The organism is Hufsiella arboris, from assembly GCF_009834875.1.
In the GTDB taxonomy this organism is placed as follows: Bacteria; Bacteroidota; Bacteroidia; order Sphingobacteriales; family Sphingobacteriaceae; genus Hufsiella_A; species Hufsiella_A arboris.
Genome location: NZ_WVHT01000015.1, coordinates 43096 through 62875, shown reverse-complemented (window position 1 = coordinate 62875; position 19780 = coordinate 43096). Strand labels below are relative to the sequence as shown.

8 protein-coding genes are annotated in these 19780 nt (G+C 46.4%); 4 read left to right on the top strand and 4 right to left on the bottom strand.

Annotated features, from left to right (window positions below):
* Window positions 1-122: 122 nt before the first annotated feature.
* Entirely contained in the window at window positions 123-11633 is an 11511-nt protein-coding gene (locus GS399_RS19895) for a T9SS type B sorting domain-containing protein (protein ID WP_160846412.1), read from the bottom strand.
* 354 nt (window positions 11634-11987) lie between these two features.
* Between GS399_RS19895 and GS399_RS19890 the strand changes: the two genes are divergently transcribed.
* From GS399_RS19890 to aqpZ, 4 genes are all read left to right on the top strand, one after another.
* Window positions 11988-12938, top strand: a complete 951-nt coding sequence (locus GS399_RS19890; RefSeq protein WP_160846411.1) for a hypothetical protein — start codon at window positions 11988-11990, stop codon at window positions 12936-12938.
* Between the two features lie 169 nt (window positions 12939-13107).
* Window positions 13108-14364 (top strand): OprO/OprP family phosphate-selective porin, encoded by a 1257-nt coding sequence (locus GS399_RS19885; RefSeq protein ID WP_160846410.1) that lies wholly within the window; start codon window positions 13108-13110, stop codon window positions 14362-14364.
* 251 nt (window positions 14365-14615) lie between these two features.
* The gene (locus tag GS399_RS19880) at window positions 14616-15218 is read left to right on the top strand and encodes a hypothetical protein (RefSeq protein ID WP_160846409.1); all 603 of its coding nucleotides are present in this window, start codon (window positions 14616-14618) and stop codon (window positions 15216-15218) included.
* A gap of 55 nt (window positions 15219-15273) precedes the next feature.
* Window positions 15274-15990 carry an aquaporin Z gene (aqpZ, locus tag GS399_RS19875; RefSeq protein ID WP_160846408.1) on the top strand — a complete coding sequence of 239 codons (717 nt, stop codon included), beginning with the start codon at window positions 15274-15276 and terminating at the stop codon, window positions 15988-15990.
* Between the two features lie 174 nt (window positions 15991-16164).
* On the opposite strand, the gene GS399_RS19870 is transcribed toward aqpZ, so the two are convergent.
* From GS399_RS19870 to GS399_RS19860, 3 genes are all read right to left on the bottom strand, one after another.
* A complete protein-coding gene (locus GS399_RS19870; RefSeq protein ID WP_160846407.1) occupies window positions 16165-17391 on the bottom strand; it encodes a BamA/TamA family outer membrane protein in 1227 nt (408 codons plus the stop codon).
* A 168-nt stretch (window positions 17392-17559) separates the two neighbouring features.
* A complete protein-coding gene (locus GS399_RS19865) occupies window positions 17560-18213 on the bottom strand; it encodes a response regulator (protein WP_160846406.1) in 654 nt (217 codons plus the stop codon).
* A gap of 167 nt (window positions 18214-18380) precedes the next feature.
* Entirely contained in the window at window positions 18381-19517 is a 1137-nt protein-coding gene (locus tag GS399_RS19860; RefSeq protein ID WP_160846405.1) for a PAS domain-containing sensor histidine kinase, read from the bottom strand.
* Window positions 19518-19780: the final 263 nt, after the last annotated feature.

The window sequence follows — 19780 nt, the reverse complement described above, 5'->3', positions numbered from 1 at the left end:
AATTCAGCGGGTTAAAAATATACTGACTGAACTGTACATCCTGCTGGGCGCCCACCAGCTGGCAAACTCCCATTAAAACCATTAGTAATCCAAGCTTTTTCATAAGTCTTTTCATTTGGCCGCTATCGCAGCAACTGTATCCATCCTTTATAATTTTCTACCCGGTCGCCCGATTTAAGAATGAGTGTATAGAAATAAGTTCCTTCATTTAAACCTTCGCCTGTCCATTCATTTTTATAGTGTTCGTTATGATATACCTGGTTTCCCCAGCGATTATAAACTGAAAAGATTGCGTCATCGTATGTATCAAGCCCGATGATCACAAATGCATCGTTTTTATTATCACCGTTTGGAGTAATGATGTTTGGAATGAAGAACCGGGTAATTTCCTTCACATTACTTGATTTATTGTTTTCAGGATTCTGATCGATTTGCGGACTTGCTACCCAGGATGTGTTCGTTACCATACCATCTGTTACCGCTTTAACAATAATTTTTAGCGATTCACTACGTCCGTTAGGAAGCGAATCAATTTGCCAGGTGAGTATACGGCTGCCCGTTTCATAGTTAACCTTACCGGCACTGACCGTACTGCTCAGATAGCTGATGCTCGATGGCAGGGTATCTGTCACCGTCACAGGTACAGCCGTAGCACCGGTATTCGAAACAGTAATTGAATACTCGTAGTTATCGCCGACACGCACGGCTTTTGGTTCTGATTGTTTGAGAATCGACAGGTCGACGATTTTTATTGTCGGTGTATTTGTCGGGATCGGTATGTTTACTGATGGGTTTAGCACACACGCTGCGCCAGCCGATTTCCCTGTACTGACACTTGCGGTATTCGAAATAAACTGGGCACCGCCTACGTTTTGATTTCTTCGAACTACAAATGAGTAAACACGTTCTTCGTTTACAGCTAGTTGACGATCATTTATCGTAAGTGTGTTATTGGCGACAGAACCTTGAGCCGTACTGACGAATGTTGTAAGTGCCGGTACCTGGTCGCTGATGAGAATAGTGTCAATGGCAGTTGTTCCTGTATTTTTCACCCGGATTGAATAGGTCAATAGTTCGTTCGGATCTGCATTATTGTCCTGACTTTCGTCAATTACGGTTTTAGATGCCTCGAAACTACTGGCCAGCAGCGTAACACTTACAGTTGTGTCGCAGCCGTTAGCATCAGTTACTAAACAAGAATAATTGCCGGCCGTTAACCCGCTTATTGCAGCGGTAGTTTGCCCGTTAGACCAACTATAAGTATAAGGCGCTGTGCCGCCGCTAACAGCTACTGCGGCAGAACCCGTAGTTCCCGAATTGCAGCTGATATTCGTTTGTGACATAGTTACGGCAATCGTCGCAGGTTCTGCAATAGTGATACTGGCAGTGGTATCGCAGCCATTGCTGTTGGTAATTGTTACGTTGTAAACCCCCGCTTTCAATCCGGTAATAGCGGCAGTTGTAGCGCCGCTGCTCCATGCATAAGTATATGTGCCGGGATTGTTTACTGCAACGGCTGCCGAACCGGTACTGCCTCCATGACATTTTACATCTGTTTTAGATGTTGTGAATGAAATGGCAGCTCCTTCGGTAATCGTCACAGTCGCAGTCGTGTCACAACCATTGGCATCTGTAATTACGCAGGTGTATGTTCCGGCATGGAGATTAGCCGTCGAATCTGAAGCTATTCCATTGCTCCATTGATAGGTATACGGACTTGTACCGCCGCTTGCAACAACCCTGGCCGATCCGCTGCCGCCGCCGTTACAGGTAACATTTGTCTGGCTTGTTGTAAAAGTAAGCACAGGTGGCTGAGTAATTACAACCTCTGCCCTCGTCACGCAACCGTTAGATCCGGTAATCTTACATAAATATAATCCCGGCGCCAGGTTTGAGATTCTTCCGGTAGTTCCGCCATTTGACCATTCGTAGGTGTAAGGGGGCGTGCCTCCGGATGGCAGCACAGTTGCAGTCCCATCGTTCGCTCCATTGCAGCTTACATTTGATTTTTGTGTAACTACCGCTGTCAGTAAATCAGGTTGGTTGATCACGACAACAGCGGTCGTATCACAACCATTAGCGTCAGTAATTGTACAGGTGTAGGTTCCGGCCGCAAGACTATCGATAGTTTCGGTTGTTCGTCGGTTTGACCAGCGATAAGTATACGGCGGAGTTCCTCCTGTAACAAGTACGACCGCGTTTCCGGTGGCTGTGCTATTACAAAGAGCATCCCGTTCCGCAGTACGGAAGGTTATCGCAGTTGGTTCAGTTATCGTAACCGACGCAGTTGTGTCACAACCATGCGAATCAGTGATTGTACAGGTATAAGTGCCTGCGATTAAACCACCAACACTATCTGTAACGGCCCCGTTCGACCACTTATAAACGTACGGAGCGGTACCGCCACTTACCGATACTGCGGCGGATCCGCTATTATCGCCGTGACAGGCTACATTCTTTTGCCTTTGTGTGAATGCCAAAACTGTTGGTTCGGTGATTGTGGCTGTTACAATAGTGCTGCAACCTCTGGAATCTGTAATGGTGCAGTTATAGGTTCCGGCTGTAAGATTATTAATACGGCCGCTGGTTTCTCCATTCGACCACAGGTATGAATAAGGCGGCGTTCCTCCGGAAGGCTGAACAGCAACAACTCCATCATTGCCGCCATTGCATGCAACATTTGTTTGCAAACTGATTAACGCAGTCAGTGCTTCAGGTTTGGTGATCACTGCTGTCGCGGTAGTGGTACAACCCTGTGCATCGGTGACGGTGCAGGTGTAACTACCCGCACTTAATCCTGTTATCGTAGAATCGGTGACTCCGCCAACGGACCACAGGTATTTATACGGAGAAGTACCTCCGACTACTGTTACAGTGGCAGAACCAGAATTGTCATCACAGCCGGAATTGGCTTGAGAAGTAACGCTGGCGCTAAGTACCGCCGGCTCGGTAATGGTTACTGTTGCAGAGGTTTTACAACCATTAGCATCTGTAATCGTAACCGAATAACTTCCGGCAGGCAGGTTTGAAATAGTGTCGGCTGTAGCTCCGCTCGACCAGCTGTAAGTGTATGGTGCAGTGCCCCCGCTGACGGTTACGGAAGCACCTCCTGTGCTATTGCCATGGCAATCCACATTTGTTTGTTTAGTTACTGCTGCAAGCGCTGCTGCTTCCGTAATAGTGATCGATGCTGTCGTTGTGCAACCATTGGCATCTGTAATTGTGCAGGTGTATGCACCAGCCTTTACGTCATCAATCGCAGCGGTAGTTGCACCGTTCGACCAGAGGTAAGAATACGGACTGGTTCCACCGCTTACTGTCACTGAGGCAGCGCCCGTGGACGCGCCGTTACAGGTCACATTTGTTTGATTGGTTGTAAAACTCAGAACCGTCGGTTCGGTTATAGTTATTGAAGCCGTAGCAATACATCCGTGAGCATCCGTTATGACGCAGGTATAAGTTCCGGCGGTTACATTGACGATGCTGTCGGTGGTACTTCCGTTTGACCACAGATACGTATAGGGACTGGAACCGCCGCTGACAGTTACTTTTGCGGAACCGGTACTGCTGCCGTTGCAACTCACATTCACTTGGGCAGATGTAAACGCGAGCACAGCAGGCTCAGTAATTGTGGCATTAATGGTGGTTGTACAGCCGCTTGCATCCGTGATGGTACAGGTGTAATTTCCGGCGGCGATGTTATTGGCCTGCGCAGTAGTTGCTCCGTTTGACCACAGGTAAGTATAAGGTGCGGTACCGCCGGAAGCCTGGACAGTTACAGAGCCATCATTGACACCGTTACAACTTACATTTGTTTGCAAACCTATTGTGGCGACTAAAATATCCGGCTGTGTAATTACAACAGTTGCCGTGGTAGTACAACCATTCAAATCAGTTACGGTACAGGTATAAGTACCTGCGCCCAAACCGGTTGCCGTTGCGGCAGTGATGCCTCCAACAGACCATTGATAGGTATAAGGAGATGTTCCTCCTACCGGAGAAACCGTCGCCGAGCCGGTTTGTGCGCCGTTACAATTTACATTGGCTTGAGCTGTTATACTTGCGCTAAGTACCGCCGGCTCAGTGATCGTTACCGTAGTGGTGGCAATGCAGCCGTTGGCGTCGGTTATATTGCAGGTATACGTTCCCGCAGCGAGATTTACGGCGCTATCCAAAGCAGAACCGTTCGACCAGCTATATGTATAAGGATTGGTTCCGCCGCTGACGGTTACACGAGCTCCACCGGTGCTGTTTCCATTGCAATCAACATTTCTCTGCGAGGTTGTCACGGCAAGCGTTGTAGGCTGCGTGATGGTTACTGTCGCCGTTGTCGTACAATTATTTGCATCGGTAATTGTGCAGGTGTAAGTCCCGGCATTGAGATTAGCGATACTATCGGTAGTAGCTCCATTCGACCAGGAATAAGTATACGGGGTTACGCCTCCGCTAACGTGAACGCCGGCACCACCTGTTGCTGTGCCGTTACAATTTGCATTTGTACTGGTGGTTGACGCTGTTAATGCCGAAGGTTGAGTAATAATTGTAGCGATCTCTGCGATACATCCGTTTGCATCGGTTACCCGACAAACATAAATTCCTGCAGCCAGGTTTGACGCCGTCGCAGTTGTTATACTGCCTGGCAACCAGAGATAGGTGTACTGTGCAGTACCACCCGTTACTGAAACGGTAGCCGAACCGGTGTTGCCACCATGACAATTTACATTCGTTTTTGCTGTAACGCTGGCTGCCAGCACAGGAGGCTGCGTGATGGTAACCGAAGAAGTTGCTGTACACCCGTTATCATCGGTGACCGTACACGTATAAGTGCCGGGCGCAAGATTATTAATTACCGGTATCGTTTCACCTGTATTCCAGCTGTAGCTGTAAGGAGGTGTTCCGCCTGTTACACTTATAGTAGCAGAGCCGTTGTTGTTACCATTACAGTCAACATTGGTTTGCGAAGGGCTTAGTGCGAGTGCAGTAGGTTCGTTAATCACTACAGTCGCTGTTACCTGGCAACCTGCGGCATCGGTGATGGTACACGTATAGGTGCCGGCTACAAGGCTTGTTATGCTACTGGTTGTTGCACCTGTGTTCCAGGAATAAGTGTAAGGAGAAGTTCCTCCCGAAGCTGTAACCGACGCTTTACCCGTATTATTTCCATTGCAATCAGCATCGGTATGTGCTGTTGTGAAAGCCAGAACAGCCGGCTCAGATATAGTTACGGTTGCTGTAGTTGTACATCCGTGGGCATCAGTAATCACGCAAGTGTAAGTTCCTGCGGCAAGATTGTTTGCGGTTGCGGTAGTTGCGCCGTTATTCCAGTTATAGGTATAAGGTGTGGTTCCGCCGCTCACGGTTACTGTTGCCGATCCGGTGCTGTTGCCATTACAGAGAACATCGGTTTGACCAGTTGTATAGGCAAGGACATCGGGTTGTGTAATTACCATAGAGATAGTTGTGTCGCAACCGTTCTGGTCGGCGATGGTACATGTATAGCTGCCCGGTGCCAACCCTGTAACTGCATTAGTCGTTGCTCCGTTCGACCAATTATAGGTATAGCCCGGCGTAGCTCCGGAAGCGGTTACCGTGGCATTTCCATCAGCAGCCCCATTACAGCTGATATTAGTCTGGGCGACACTTACCGCCAATATTGTTGGTTCCGTAATCGTCTGACTGGTTGTTACTGTACAGCCATTTGCATCGGTAATTGTACAAGTGTAAGTTCCAGCTTTTAATCCGGTAACCGTAGCAGTAGTTGCTCCTCCGGGAGCCCAGGAATATCTGTATGGCGCGGTACCCTCAATCGCGGTAGCAGTGACAGACCCATCACTGCCCGATTTACATAAAACGTTGGTATGCGTTGAGCTGGCAGCAAGCGTTTTAGGTTCAGTAATCTCGATTGTTCCAACATTCTCACAACCATTTGCATCGGTCACGGTGTAAGTCTGGGTACCCGGGGCCAGATTAGTTAGTTCTGCTGTTGCTGCCCCGTTCGACCAGCTATACGTATAAGGCGCTGTACCGCCCGAAGGTGTCAAGGTAACCCGTGCGTCGCCTGCGCCCTTACAACTTACATTCACCTGGTCGACATCAACTAATAGCGGATCTGGCTGAGTGATGGTTACGGTAGCTGTCGTTGTACAACCCTTCGCATCTAAAATCGCACAAGTGTAAGTTCCGGCAGTGAGCCCGGTTGCCGTCGGACCAGTTCCCCCTTTGGGTGTCCAGTTGTAAGTATATGGCGCCGTACCTCCTGTAACTGTGACATTGGCAATGCCGTCGGCATCCCCGTTGCAGATTACATTGATTTGCTCTGTTGTCGCAGATAAAACTGCAGGCTCAGTAATAGTTACTGTAACAGTCCCGGTGCATTGATGAGAATCTGTAATTGTACAAACGTAGTTCCCTGCTACAAGATTATTGATGGCTGCGGTAGTCGCGCCGTTGTCCCAGCTATACGTATAAGGTGCTGTTCCGCCGGTTCCCGATATAGTGATACTTCCATCAGTTCCGCCGTTGCAGCTTACATCTGTTTTTGAGATTGCTCCCGAAACAAAATCTGGTTCTGTTACATCAGCCGTCATTGTTGTTTTACAACCATTTGCATCGGTTATGTTACAGGTATAACTACCAGGCGTCAGGTTGCTGATTGCTTGGGCTGTGCTACCGGTTGACCAACTGTAACTGTACGGCGCGGTACCACCGGTCACATTGGCTGTGGCTTTTCCGTCCGCGTCGCCTTTACAAGTGATATTTGTGACTGCTGCAACCGCGTTCAGAATCTCGGGTTGCGTTATATCAGCTGTCCCGACCACTTTGCATCCGTTGGCATCGATAACAATACAAGTATAGGTTCCTGGAGACAGATTACTAATAGTAGCAGTCGTTTCGCCGTTAGGTTCCCATTTATAACTATAAGGCGGCGTTCCGCCGCTGATCACAGCAGTAACTGTTCCGTCATTTGCACCATTACAGGAAATGTTTGCTTTAGTGGCTGAAGCGACAAGCGGGTCAGGAGATGTAATTGTAACGGAAACTGTTGAATTACATCCGTTATCATCGGTGATCAGGCAGGTGTAAGTACCGGCCGCTAACCCGGTTGCTATTCGTCCATTACCGCCACTTGGCGACCACTTGTAAGAATAAGGCGCTGTACCCCCACTTACCGTAACTGATGCTTCGCCGTTTTTAATACCTGAACAGCTGATATTAATCTGGGCGACATTGACACTAAGCGGCGGCGGCTGAGTAATAACTATATTGGAAATAGTCTGCGTACAACCATTTACATCGGTGATCACGCAATTATATGTTCCGGCAGCAAGGTTGCTGGCAGTAGCTGTTGTGGCTCCGTTTGACCATAAATATTTATATGGCCGGCTACCTCCTGATGGATACAAGGTCGCTGAACCTGTTGAGTTTCCATTACATTCGACGGCGTTGGTCGCTACTTGCGCTGTTATTGGAGCGGGCTGATAAACCGTGACGCTGATGGCGTCTTTCAAACCCTTTGAATCAGTCACAACGCAGGTGTAGGTACCAGGCGCCAGGTTGTTGATAGTTTGAGTGGTTTGTCCACCGGGCGACCAACTATAAGTATACGGAGCAGTGCCTCCGGCGACCAATACAGTTGCTGAACCATCGTTTGCACCGTTACAGCTTACATTTGTTTTTGATATCGTGAGTGTTGGATCTGTGGGTTGTTGTACCACAACGCTTTCGGTCTCTTTACAGCCGTTAGCATCCGTAATGGTACATGTATAAGTGCCGGGCGGCAGATTGTTAATCGATGAGGTGGTTTGTCCTCCTGGCGACCAGCTATAAGTATAAGGCGGAGTTCCGCCAGACGGGCTGACACTTGCTGAGCCATTATTTGCACCGGCCTCAGTAACGTTGGTATGAGAAATATTGCCATTGATAGGTTGCTGGTCGTTGATTGTCGCGGGTGCGGTAGTTACTTTACAACCATTTGCATCGGTTACGGTGCAGGTATAGGATCCCGGACCCAAACCGCATACGGTTGCATTAGTTCCACCCGAAGGTGACCAACTGTATGTATAAGGCAAAGTGCCGCCTGTAACTTCCACTGTGGCACATCCGTCCGAAGCGCCATTGCAAGTCACGTCAGATGTCTTAGTTATAGTGGCCTTCAGCTTTTCAGGTTCTGTTATATCGATGGTCTGTATCTTAATACACCCATTGGCATCTGTAACTGTACATGTATAAGAACCCGGTTCCAGGTTGTTGATTGACGCGGTGGTTGCTCCTCCCGGTACCCATTGATAAGTATATGGCGCCGTACCACCTGAAACCGCGAGCGAGATGGAACCATCGGCCGCACCTTTACAACTGACATTGGTTGTCGTTGGCGTAACTATAAGTGGGGATTTGTCGGTAATTGTTACGGTGGCGGATGTCTTACACCCTTTTGCATCGGTAATTGCGCAAGTGTAAGTACCTGCGACAAGACCGGTGGCTGTCGCGCCGGTGCCACCCGCAGGCGACCATTGATAATTGTAAGGTGGTGTACCCCCGGTTACGGCGACCTTTGCAATCCCTGTAGCGCTGCCGCTGCAGATCACGTTAATTTGAGTTGTTGTTACAGAAAGAGCCGGTGGCTGGCTGACTACTGCCGGGCTGGCAACGTTAAAAGTACACCCATTTACGTCTTTCACTGTAACGGTATAACTGCCTGGTGCAAGGTTACTTATTGTTTTTGTTGTGCCACCGTTCGACCACTGATAAGTATATGGCGGCGTTCCGCCGGAAGGATTGACAGTAGCCGTTCCGTTATTCAAACCGTTACAGGTAATATTGGTAGCTGAAGTTTGTGCAGAAATTGGCGCCGGATCTGTAATTGTAGCGGATATATTTGTTATACATCCGTTGGCATCTTTGACAGTGCCGGTATAAGTTCCGGCAGCAAGGTTGTTAATAGTAGCGGTAGTGGCACCATTGGACCAGCTATAAGTGTAAGGACTGACTCCGCCTGAAGGGACAGCTGTGGCACTACCATCGGCTCCGCCATTGCAACTGATATTTTTACGTGTGGTGGTTGCTGAAAATACAGGCGGTTCTACCAGTGATACCGTACCAATGATTGTACATCCGTTGGCATCTGTGGCAGTGCAGGTATATGTGCCCGGACCGAGGTTAATTATCTTGGCAGTAGTTTGTCCTCCCGGCGACCATTTATAGGTGTAGGGAGCTGTACCACCGCTTACAACTGCCGTAGCGGTACCATCCTTGGCCCCTTTGCAGGTGATAACTGTCTTTGTCGCGGTAGCGGAAAGTTTTGCTGGTTCTGAAATTATAACATTCGCTGTTGTATCACAGCCATTCGCGTCAGTAATAAGACAGCTATACCGACCGGCTGAAAGACCATTGGCGGTGGCAGCCGCTCCGCCTCTCGGCGACCAGCTATAACGATAAGGCGCTGTTCCTCCGGCGGTAACAGTCACAGTGGCAGAACCTGTTGCCTGGCCGTTGCATTTCGCATCGGTGTGTGTAACTGTAAATGAAAAAGCTGCCAGTTGTGTAATGGTAACAGTGGATGTTGTCGTGCAGCCGTTAGCATCGGTAATCGTACAAATGAAAGTACCCGCCCTTAAACCCGAAGCAGTAGCGGCCGTTCCGCCGTATGGCAACCAGTTATATTTATAAGGGCCTACTCCGCCTGCTGCAGTTACTTTTGCCGAACCTGTGGCCTTGCCGTTGCAGAGAATATTGGTTTGTGAAACTGTAGAAGTGAGTGCAGTGGGTTGGGTTATCGTAACGGTTGCTGTGGTATCACAACCATTTACATCAGTAATTGTGCATACGTAGGTTCCGGCCGCAAGCCCTGTTGCAACAGCCGCCGTTCCACCCGAAGGGGACCAGCTGTAAGTGTAAGGTCCGGTTCCGCCTCCGCTTACATTTACTGACGCCTGCCCGCTATTGGCGCCATTACAACTCACATTCATTTGATTAGTTGTAAACGTTATCGGGCCGGGTTGTGTAATGGTAACGGTGGCGGTTGCCTGGCAGTTGTTTGCGTCTGTAATCGTACAGGTATAGGTTCCCGCTCTGACATTACTAATTGAAGCAGTGGTTGCACCGTTATTCCACAGGTATGAGTAGGGTTTTGCGCCGCCTGTCGCGATGACTCCGGCCGCTCCGGTAGCGTCGCCGTTGCAGATGATATTGGTCTGCGTAGTGGTGAACCGGATCGCGGGTGGTTCCTGAATGCTGATGGTTGCTACCACACTGCACCCGTTCGCATCGGTGATCGTACAGGTGTATGTTCCAGCTTTTACATTACTGATGGAAGATGTAGTTGCTCCATTGCTCCAGCTGTATGAATAAGGAGCAGTTCCGCCTGATACCGTCAAAGCCGCGGCGCCTGTTGAGGCACCATTACAAAGTATATCTGTTGTAGAACTACTGAAAGCAAGTTTTGACGGTTGCCCGATTGTCACTGCTATAACTGTATCGCAGCCGTTGGCATCGGTAACTGTGCATGTGTACACTCCGGCACTCAGATTACTCGCAGTAGCTGAAGAGCCACCAGATGGGAACCATGAATAGGTATAAGGAGCCGTACTGCCGCTAACCGTCAACGTTGCTGAACCGTCGTTGCCACCGTTACATTTTACATCGGATTTTACATCGGATATAGTAAAGGCTGAAACCTCCGTAACAGTTACTGTGGCAGTTTGCTCGCAACCATTGGCATTATTTACTATGCATGTGTAAGTACCGGCAACAAGGTTATTTATAGTAGGCGTGCTTGCACCGTTGCTCCACTGATAACCGTAGGGTTTAACTCCGCCAGTTACCGTGACGGTAGCTGAACCACTGTTGTCGCCGTTACAAAGTACATTAGTTTGCGAAGTAACTATCGCAATAGCTTCCGGTTGCAAAATAGATATGGATGCAGTAGTTACGCAACCCTTTGCATCGGTAATGGTACAGGTATAATCTCCCGCCGGAACAGATGTTATGCGGTCGGTAGTTGCGCCATTACTCCAATTGAATGTATAGGGCTTCGTACCACCGGTGACCACAACAGTAGCCGCACCGGTCGAAGCACCATTACACAAAACATCCGTTTTAGTTACAGTCTGAGATAACGGCGATGGCTGAGCAATGTTAACCTCAGCCGATGTTGTACAGCCGTTTGCGTCGGTGATGGTACAGGTATAAGTTCCGGGAGCTAAATTCTGTACGGAGTTTGTTTTATCCCCATTAGACCAATCATAAGTATATGGACTGGAACCGCCGCTTACTGTTAGTGCGGCGGTTCCATCGTCGGCACCATTGCAGGTAATATTTGTTTGCGAAATGGAAGCATTCAATATCCCCGGCTGGACAATAACAACGCTCTTGCTTACCGAGGCCCCCAGGCGGTCAGTCACTTTACAGGAGTATATTCCCGCGGCAAGATTACTTATTGTTTTCGTAGTTGCTCCGTTCGACCAAGTGTATTGGTAAGGTATCGCGCCACCGGAAGGATTAGCTGTTGCTGTACCATCAGCCGCTCCATTACAACTGATATCCGTTTTGGAAAAGCTTAAATCCAGGGCTGTCTGGGCTTTAGCAAAAAAGCATGTTAAGAAAAAAAACGAATAAAAAAGTAGCTTTTTAACCATATGCTCAATTTATAGGCGGCCATTACAGGTGGCTATTGAAGCGTAATCCCAGATTACACAACATTCATGGTTTGAATCGTTCTACAGCTATATCAGGGAATATCCCCGGCATTAGAGGATTAGGCAGGTATCCAGTTATTCGGTGTCTTTAATGACTTTCTCAATCAAAATAAAGTTACCGCGTCTTTTTTAAAGCCGGGAGCATTTCGGCTTCAACTATGTTGCATCTTGTAAAATGAAACACATCTGGCACTTACATACTAATTCTATAAAGAATAACGGCAGACATTTGTATTATTCATTATTAGTTTAATAGTGAACGGTAACTTATTAGTCAAATCTTACCAGGTTAATATGAAAAGAAAAATTCTTCTGCCCGGCATACTAATAGCTAGTGTACTGGTGGTTCTTTCTAAAGGGTTAAAAGCACAACAGTCTTTCGAATCATTGAATGCTTATCAAGCGAATGATCAATCTGGAAATTCCAGTTATCTGCCACCCTATTCAATAAATTCAAGTGAAAATAAATCGCGAACCAACGCAACCCCGCCATGGTGGGTACAGCGTTTCCGGGCGTCGGTTGGTTTGTTCATCCCGGTAAATAATACCGAAATCGAAGTCGGTAACCAGCAAAATACCTTCGGGACCACGATAAATTTTGAAGACAATTTAGGCTTCAGCAAATCCACCGCAACGTTTCTTGGAAATTTTCAATGGAGAGCCTCGCGCAGGTCGAGATTTGACCTGAGCTACTTTCACGTAGACCGCAACTCAAACTATACGCTAAAAAAAGATGTTGAGTTCGGCGATCACACCTATCCCGTAAATGCCGACGTGAATTCGTTTTTTAAAACAAATATTTTTCGCTTTTCATATGGCTATGCATTATTAAGCCATCCGAAATATGAACTGGGACTGATGTTGGGTGCGCATATCGTAAAAAGTGACGTGGGTATTTCAGCAACAGGCGCCACAGCCAGTCTTGGATATAGCGACGATTTTGGTTTTACGGCCCCACTACCTGATGTAGGTATTTGGGGCGGCTACGCGTTTACAAACCGCCTGGCGTTCAATGGCGAGATCAGCTATTTATCGTTAAAAGTGAATGATGTAGACGGGCAAATTTTTAGCTATAACGTTGTTGTAATGTACGAGGTACTAAAGAATTTTGACGTCGCTTTAGGGTACACAGGCTTGAACTTCAATGTAGACGTAGATAAAGAAAAATTACATGGTTATTTAAAATGGGGGTATAACGGACCTTCTCTTTCTGCATCTTATGCCTTTGGGAAAAAGAAATGGTAGAAAATCAGTGCGTATAGCGATATGTTTATCAATCTTCAACGATTCGAACTCTGTTCATTTAGGATCTAATATCGTCTTCTTTCACTAAACCCAGGATTTTGCAATTAGTACTGCATAGCTTATTTAACTCGCAGGTTCCATACCTGGTTATTTGGTTAAAACAGGTTTTATGAAAATAAAAATCTTCCTGCTCATACTATTTGCATTTCAGCTCACATCTGTCTTTGCGCAGAATACGGATTTAGTCGACTCATCCCAAACGCAGGTACTGGCGGACACCGGAAAAAAATATCTTATCCCGGATGTACGAAAAAAAATGAGCTGGACACATTTCAGCACCAAGCTTTTTTCAATGCAGTTGGGGGCGGCGCCAATCATTGATTATTCAGCTTTTTTCCAGGATAGTGCCAGTATCAGGCAGGTGGGTAAGCAAAAGGATCAGTTTGATCTTCGCAGTGCCCGGTTTATGATGCGGGGGAAGATCTTTTTTAAAAATCGCTGGTCGTACCTTATTGGTATCGAGTATAAGGGACTTGATCGTACAGACGACCAGAAAGCTTTCGGTTTCACGGACCTGATGTTCACCATCCCTGCAGGAAAAATCGGGAGTTTCTCGGTAGGAAAACTAAAAGAAACCTTCGTCTATGAAATGGTTGGGGACGCAGCGAACCTGCCGCAGGCAGAACGTATACTGAACCCCTTTTTTGTGTCGCGAAATACAGGTGTACGCTGGAACAAACCCTTACTGAACGACCGGATGACAATGGCGGCAGGCTATTTCAATAATTTCATTACCACAGATACTACGTTGAAAGGTGGCGCTAATTCATTCACAGCCAGGCTTACCGGCTTGCCCTATTATGATGAGGCAACTAAAACATTTCTTCACCTGGCAGTGAGCACACGCTATGCCGAGGGCCAGAATGATATCCTGAGGTATAAGGGAAAAAATGAATCCAATGTAACTTCCAATTATGTGGATACGAAAAATTTTGCCGCGGATCATTCCTGGAGCATAGGTTTTGAAGAATTGTGGAATATCAAAAATTTCTCCTTGCTGGGCGAATATGTAATCAGCACGGCCAGCACGCCACAGGGGAGTGAAACATTCAAAGGATATTATTTTACAGGAAGCTGGGTGCTTAGCGGAGAGCAGCGGCCGTACGACAAAAAAGCCGCCTATGCCCGCCGCGTTAAGCCGGAAGCAACGCATGGTGCCTGGGAGGTGGTTGCACGAATATCCAACGTAGACCTTGATTCAAAAGACATTAAAGGCGGGAAACTTGTAAAATTTTACGGCGGCCTTAATTGGTGGGCCACGCAATATTGGAGAATGGCTTTCGGGTACGGTTATAGCAACCTCGACCGGGACAATATAAAAGGCATAACTAATAGCTTGATTGTGCGGCTGCAGTGGATATATTAAAACAAAATATTCCCAGCCTGGACAGAATTAAAGACCATCACCGATGTTTCGACTTCGCGCAGTGTGCAAGTATTTCACCCTTGAGGCCGTAAATTCAAATAGGTTTCATATTGCAAAATGGAACCTGATGTACGGCTACCGGAACAATTGCTTACCCGTTTTTTAAATAATTTAGTCTTGGTAACCGAGATAGAATGCAGAGTAGAAATTAGCAGGATAGCGAACCGAATATTGACCAAACTCAATATAGCTTGCACAAATCGATAAACATAGTTTTTACATGGCTGATCCTGGGAGCTGGAATCTTGCTTTTGTCAGTTCGGAACAATTGCTTCGCTCAGGAAGAAAATGAGACTGAAAAAGGTTTCCATTCTTATCATGAGCTTGCTGTATCGATTAATCACACACATGTTTTTGAGGGCCGGGATGCGGATGGAAAAAAGAAATCGCTTACACTACCATCCTGGGGGATCGATTACACATTTGGGTTCAGTCCCAGATGGGCAGTCGGGTTGCACACAGATCTCACCATTGAAAAATTTAAAGTAGAAAGTACTTCTGAGAACGGCGAGAAAGAGGAGATAGAAAGAAGCTATCCGATAGCACCCGCATTGATGTGCATATTCAAACCCGGAAAACACTTCAGTTTTTTGCTGGGCATCGGTGAGGAATTCGCCAAAGAAGAAAACTTAACACTCAACAGGGCAGGTATTGAATACGACGGCGAACTACCAAAAGGCTGGGAAGTTTTCGGAACCTTAAGCTATGACTTCAGATGGAACGCATACGATACCTGGGGCCTTGGGCTCGGCATTGCCAAAAAGTTTGGCAAAACAAAGGGTGAAGCAGAGTAATGCCGAATTCAGTAATCTAACAACATCTTTCAGTTTAACTATAATCTAAAATGGAATGGAAACAAGTAAATTATCCAAATTTTGCGTAGAGTTTCTCGGAACGGCAGTCTTAGTTTTAATGGGTTGCGGGAGCGCAGTAATTTCCGCGACGACAGGAAACGCAAATGTTGACGGCGTAGGACTGCTCGGAATCTCATTTGCATTCGGGCTTTCAGTTATAGCGATGGCTTATGCTATCGGCTACATTTCAGGATGCCACATTAATCCTGCGATATCAATAGGAATGGTTATAGCTGGGCGTATGAAAGCCAGCGATGCGGCTTATTACATTATCGCCCAAATCTTAGGCGCCATTGCAGGGGCTACTGTATTGTTATTGATCGCTTCTGGCCGGCCCGGGTATTCAGTTGTAGAAAACGGCCTGGGGCAAAACGGTTATGATATGTTCTCACCCAGGAAGTACAGCCTGATGGCTGGCTTTGTAGCAGAAGTTGTATTTACTTTTATTTTTTTACTGGTTATTTTCGGTTCAACTTCAACAAAAAATATTCACGGTGGCTTTGCCGGACTTGCAATCGGCTTGAGTTTAGTTTTAATCCACATTGTAGGTATACCTGTTACGGGTGTTTCGGTAAACCCTGCACGTAGCATCGGGCCTGCCGTTTTAGTCGGAGGAGATGCTCTTGGTCAGGTTTGGCTCTTTATCGTTGCTCCGGTTATTGGTTCAGTTTTAAGCGCGGTTGTCTGGAGATATTTGCTCGAACGGAGTTAAGTAAGATCTTCGATCTAAATTGGTTTGTATCGTTATTTAAACCGCTTGCCTAAATTCAGGAACCGGACAACCTTCGAGTGAGAGAATGTATCTTCTACAAACATTTCCGGATACATCAGCAAACCAGCATCGGGAGCTAAATGCTGTATATAATTTGATCGTAGTTCTTAAGATTTAAAAGGCTTCATTCAGTGAAAAGAAAAAACCTGAGGAACCGTATTTACCCCGTGCGTAGTCCAGGCAAATGTTTGTACGTGATTTCTTATTAAACAGCACCCGTAATCCAGCGCCGGCGGCCGGTTCAATATACTTTAAGAACTGGTTATTATTCCCGTCGGATACCGTTTGAAAATTGCTGAATAAAACGCCGCTTAAAAATTTAGTCCGCTTACTGATCGGAAAGCGATACTCCACTTCGGCATCTGCGAAACTCGGCCCCCGGAAACGACCCAGTGTATAACCACGTCCGCTTCGGTTGTATGTATCGTATTCAGTATACGGCAGCTCAAGGTAAGGCATTTCTCCCCAGAGAATATAACTTCCCCAATACCAGAAAGCAAGCACATGTTCGGGGTTTGTCTTCGACAGGCTGATATATTTTCTCAGCTCCGTATATAATTGTCCTGACTCCTTTGAACTTCCTAACAGCTTTGTGTTATAACGAAATACCAGGTCTGTATATATTCCGCCGAATGAGCGGTTCGGATGTTCGCGCGTGTTATATTGGAAATTCAGGATTAGCCCGTTCACAAAATACCGCTCAGAATTAAATCCTTTTTCAAAACTATATGCATTGTTTGGTGAATAGAGTGTGCTGTCGGCTGGTTCGGCGTTGATATGATTACGCAGGTCGAAACTAATGCCGCCACCCGCATAAAAGTTATTACCCAGATTCCGGTAAGCTTTTTCCATCAAACGGAAATAATTAAAACGGGTGGGGTAGTTAACGGGCGGATCGCGGCGTGCATCGCCTCCTATACCATAATCGTTAACATAATTTCTGAGATACTGCCAGTTACCCTGAAAGTTCCATTTGTTGTCCTTGGTGAAAATATTCGTCCGGAACCGTACTATAATCAGGTTTTTTGATGTGTACGATCCATCGAGCTGGGCGACGGAAAGCTTAGCGGAAGGATCGGTATGAAACGATTTGAGAAAATTAATACCAAGCAGGAATCCAGTACTGGGATTATAACCGATCGCGGGCAGTATGGCTAGTGCCGAAGCCTTTTTTACCGTGTCAGTTTTTTTGGGCGGAAATATCTTCTTCAGCACATCGATCGCGTCCATTTGCTGCGAAAGGCTATCTTTTGCTGCCTGCGACGATGGCGGGTCCTGGGCTTTAGCTGATGCCGCACAAAGTAAGGCTACAATTAATAATATCCTGTATTTATTTTTCAAGCGTTTCGGATAATGCCTAAAATTAGCCTATTAAAGCTTCATCTGCTTCTTTCGAATTAATACAAGGGTTGCACATTATAATTTGAAACCGGGTTTCTGAATTTATACGCGAAATAGCACGCAGAAGACATTTCGGCAATAAAGTAGAACATGTGTTTGCAGAGCAAGCTATTTTAATAATCCTGCGCGGAAGGCGTATTGTATAAGCGAGGCAGTATTCCTGGTTTCGGTTTTATCGATCAGGCTTAAGCGATGACCTTCAACCGTTCGTTTGCTTGTAAACAACTTGTCAGCGATTTCCTGGTTCGTAAAACCGTCGGCGATAAGCCCTAAAACTTCCATTTCCCGGGGGCTTAAATCCGCTGATACTGCTCTTATGGATTCTGATTCTTTCTCATAAAAGCGGGTGACCTTATCGAATAAAGTTGATGCTAATTCGGCACAAATGAATCTACGATCCTGGGACACCATTCTTAGTCCGCAAACAAGCTCCTGTGCATCGATATTTTTCAATGCGTAACCGCATGCTCCTGAATCGAAGGCTTCAATCAGGTACTTTTCGTGTTCAAGCATTGACAGTATCAGGGTTTTAATCGTCGGATATTTTTCCCTGACCTTCCTTGTCAACTCAAGCCCGTTCATAAAAGGCATATTTATATCAGTAAGCAGAACATCCGCTTCAACGGATGTTTCAAGAAGCCGGAGAGCTTCCATTCCATTACTTGCTTCTCCAGTTACCCTAAAATCTTTTTCACCTTTCAGCAGGAAACTGAGGCCCGAGCGAACCACACTGTGGTCTTCAACTAAAACTATCCTGATCATAAGCTACTTATATTTTTTACGACAAGCAGCTTCGCAAAAAGTTTGCATATAAACAGGGGCGCGCTACATGCTTGTAATAAACCGGGTTGATAAAAAACAGCCCTATCTATCTTTCATCGAATTGCTTCGACGCTTCCGTCATATACATGCTCCCTGAACCGCCGCAATCAATCGGAATAAGGCAGGAGAATACTGATTGTGGTCCCCTTATTTTCTTTACTGCGGACCAGGATCCTGCCTTTGTGCCAATCAACGATCGTTTTAATGATCGACATTCCCAGCCCTATAGATTGTTCGCCATTTAAACCCGGTCTGCCTGCTTCACTGAATTTGCTGAATAGGTTGCCGTGAAATTTTTCAGGTATCCCAATTCCGGTATCTGAAACACGGATCATTACATGATCTGCCTGTTTACAAACTGTCACTTTCACTGTCCCATCTTTCGGAGTAAATTTTAACGCATTGGATAATAAATTGTTGATTGCATGCAGAAGTTTTGTCTCGTCGATATCTACGAATATATGGTCCTCGCAGCAGTTAAATATCATTTGCTGTTTTAATCTGACTTGCGAGCTTTGATAACGTGCCGTCACCTGGCGTATACTTTCAACAATATTGACCCGCTTTTTTAACAGGTTTGCGGATGATGATATAAATTCTTCTTCAATAAGATCTCTGACCAGTCCGACGCTATCTTTACTGATACGGCAGATCGCACCTGCAAATTCTTTGAGGGACTCGCTGCCGGTCGAGTCAATCTCCCTGGCCATTAAGGAAGCATAGTTCTGGATAGAGCCTAGAGGCCCTGTCAGATCGTGTGCCAGGATGTTCAGAACTGAGTTCTTCCTCTCTGAAATTGCTTGAAGATCGGCAGCATAAGCTTTAATATGCGTGATATCTTCTGCATAACCTGCTATGACATTCTTTTTCTCATCGATAAAGTGCAGGTTTAGGCGTAACCATCTATCACCCTGCCCGTTTTTGTCCATCCGAAACTCCAGTGAATGCTGGCCAGTTTTCAGAAGTCGCCGGTATGCCATTGTAAATTTATCGCGGTCATCCGGGTAAACTCTGCTAAGAATAGCTTTAAGATCTAACTTGCTGTTTTCTGCCCGGACCGTCGACGTAAAAGCGGGATTGTGGTAAGTGAAACACTGCAAGGATATATCGTAACCAAAGATCATAATGTCGCACTTTTTGGCAAGCGCGACAAGAATTTCACAGGAAGAATAATCTGGAATACCATCCTTTCGGAAAGTGCGTGATTCCGGGCAGTTTTGTTGCATTATATCGCTCGATGCCATAGTAATAATTTAAAAAGTTGACTTTATTCATCAATGCTGACCACCCGCATATCCGAGCTTCGAAAGAATTCTGATACCAAATCAATGGCGGAAAAATTTCGCTGAACTGCCCATGAAAACCTATAATTCAAAAGATATAAACATGCTCCGGAAACCTCATACAAACCGGCGCGAAATACTGTTAAAAAGAATCTTTCAATTTAGTTACCATGATGCTCAGCGATCCCCCGGCATTTTCAGATAAAACTGTCGTCGGGTGATTT

Bases quoted from the DNA above. Each gene is read 5' to 3' on its own strand.
- GS399_RS19885 (WP_160846410.1), top strand. From the start codon at position 13,108: ATGAAAATAAAAATCTTCCTGCTCATACTATTTGCATTTCAGCTCACA.
- GS399_RS19865 (WP_160846406.1), bottom strand. From the start codon at position 18,213: ATGATCAGGATAGTTTTAGTTGAAGACCACAGTGTGGTTCGCTCGGGC.
- GS399_RS19895 (WP_160846412.1), bottom strand. From the start codon at position 11,633: ATGGTTAAAAAGCTACTTTTTTATTCGTTTTTTTTCTTAACATGCTTT.
- GS399_RS19860 (WP_160846405.1), bottom strand. From the start codon at position 19,517: ATGGCATCGAGCGATATAATGCAACAAAACTGCCCGGAATCACGCACT.
- aqpZ (WP_160846408.1), top strand. From the start codon at position 15,274: ATGGAAACAAGTAAATTATCCAAATTTTGCGTAGAGTTTCTCGGAACG.
- GS399_RS19890 (WP_160846411.1), top strand. From the start codon at position 11,988: ATGAAAAGAAAAATTCTTCTGCCCGGCATACTAATAGCTAGTGTACTG.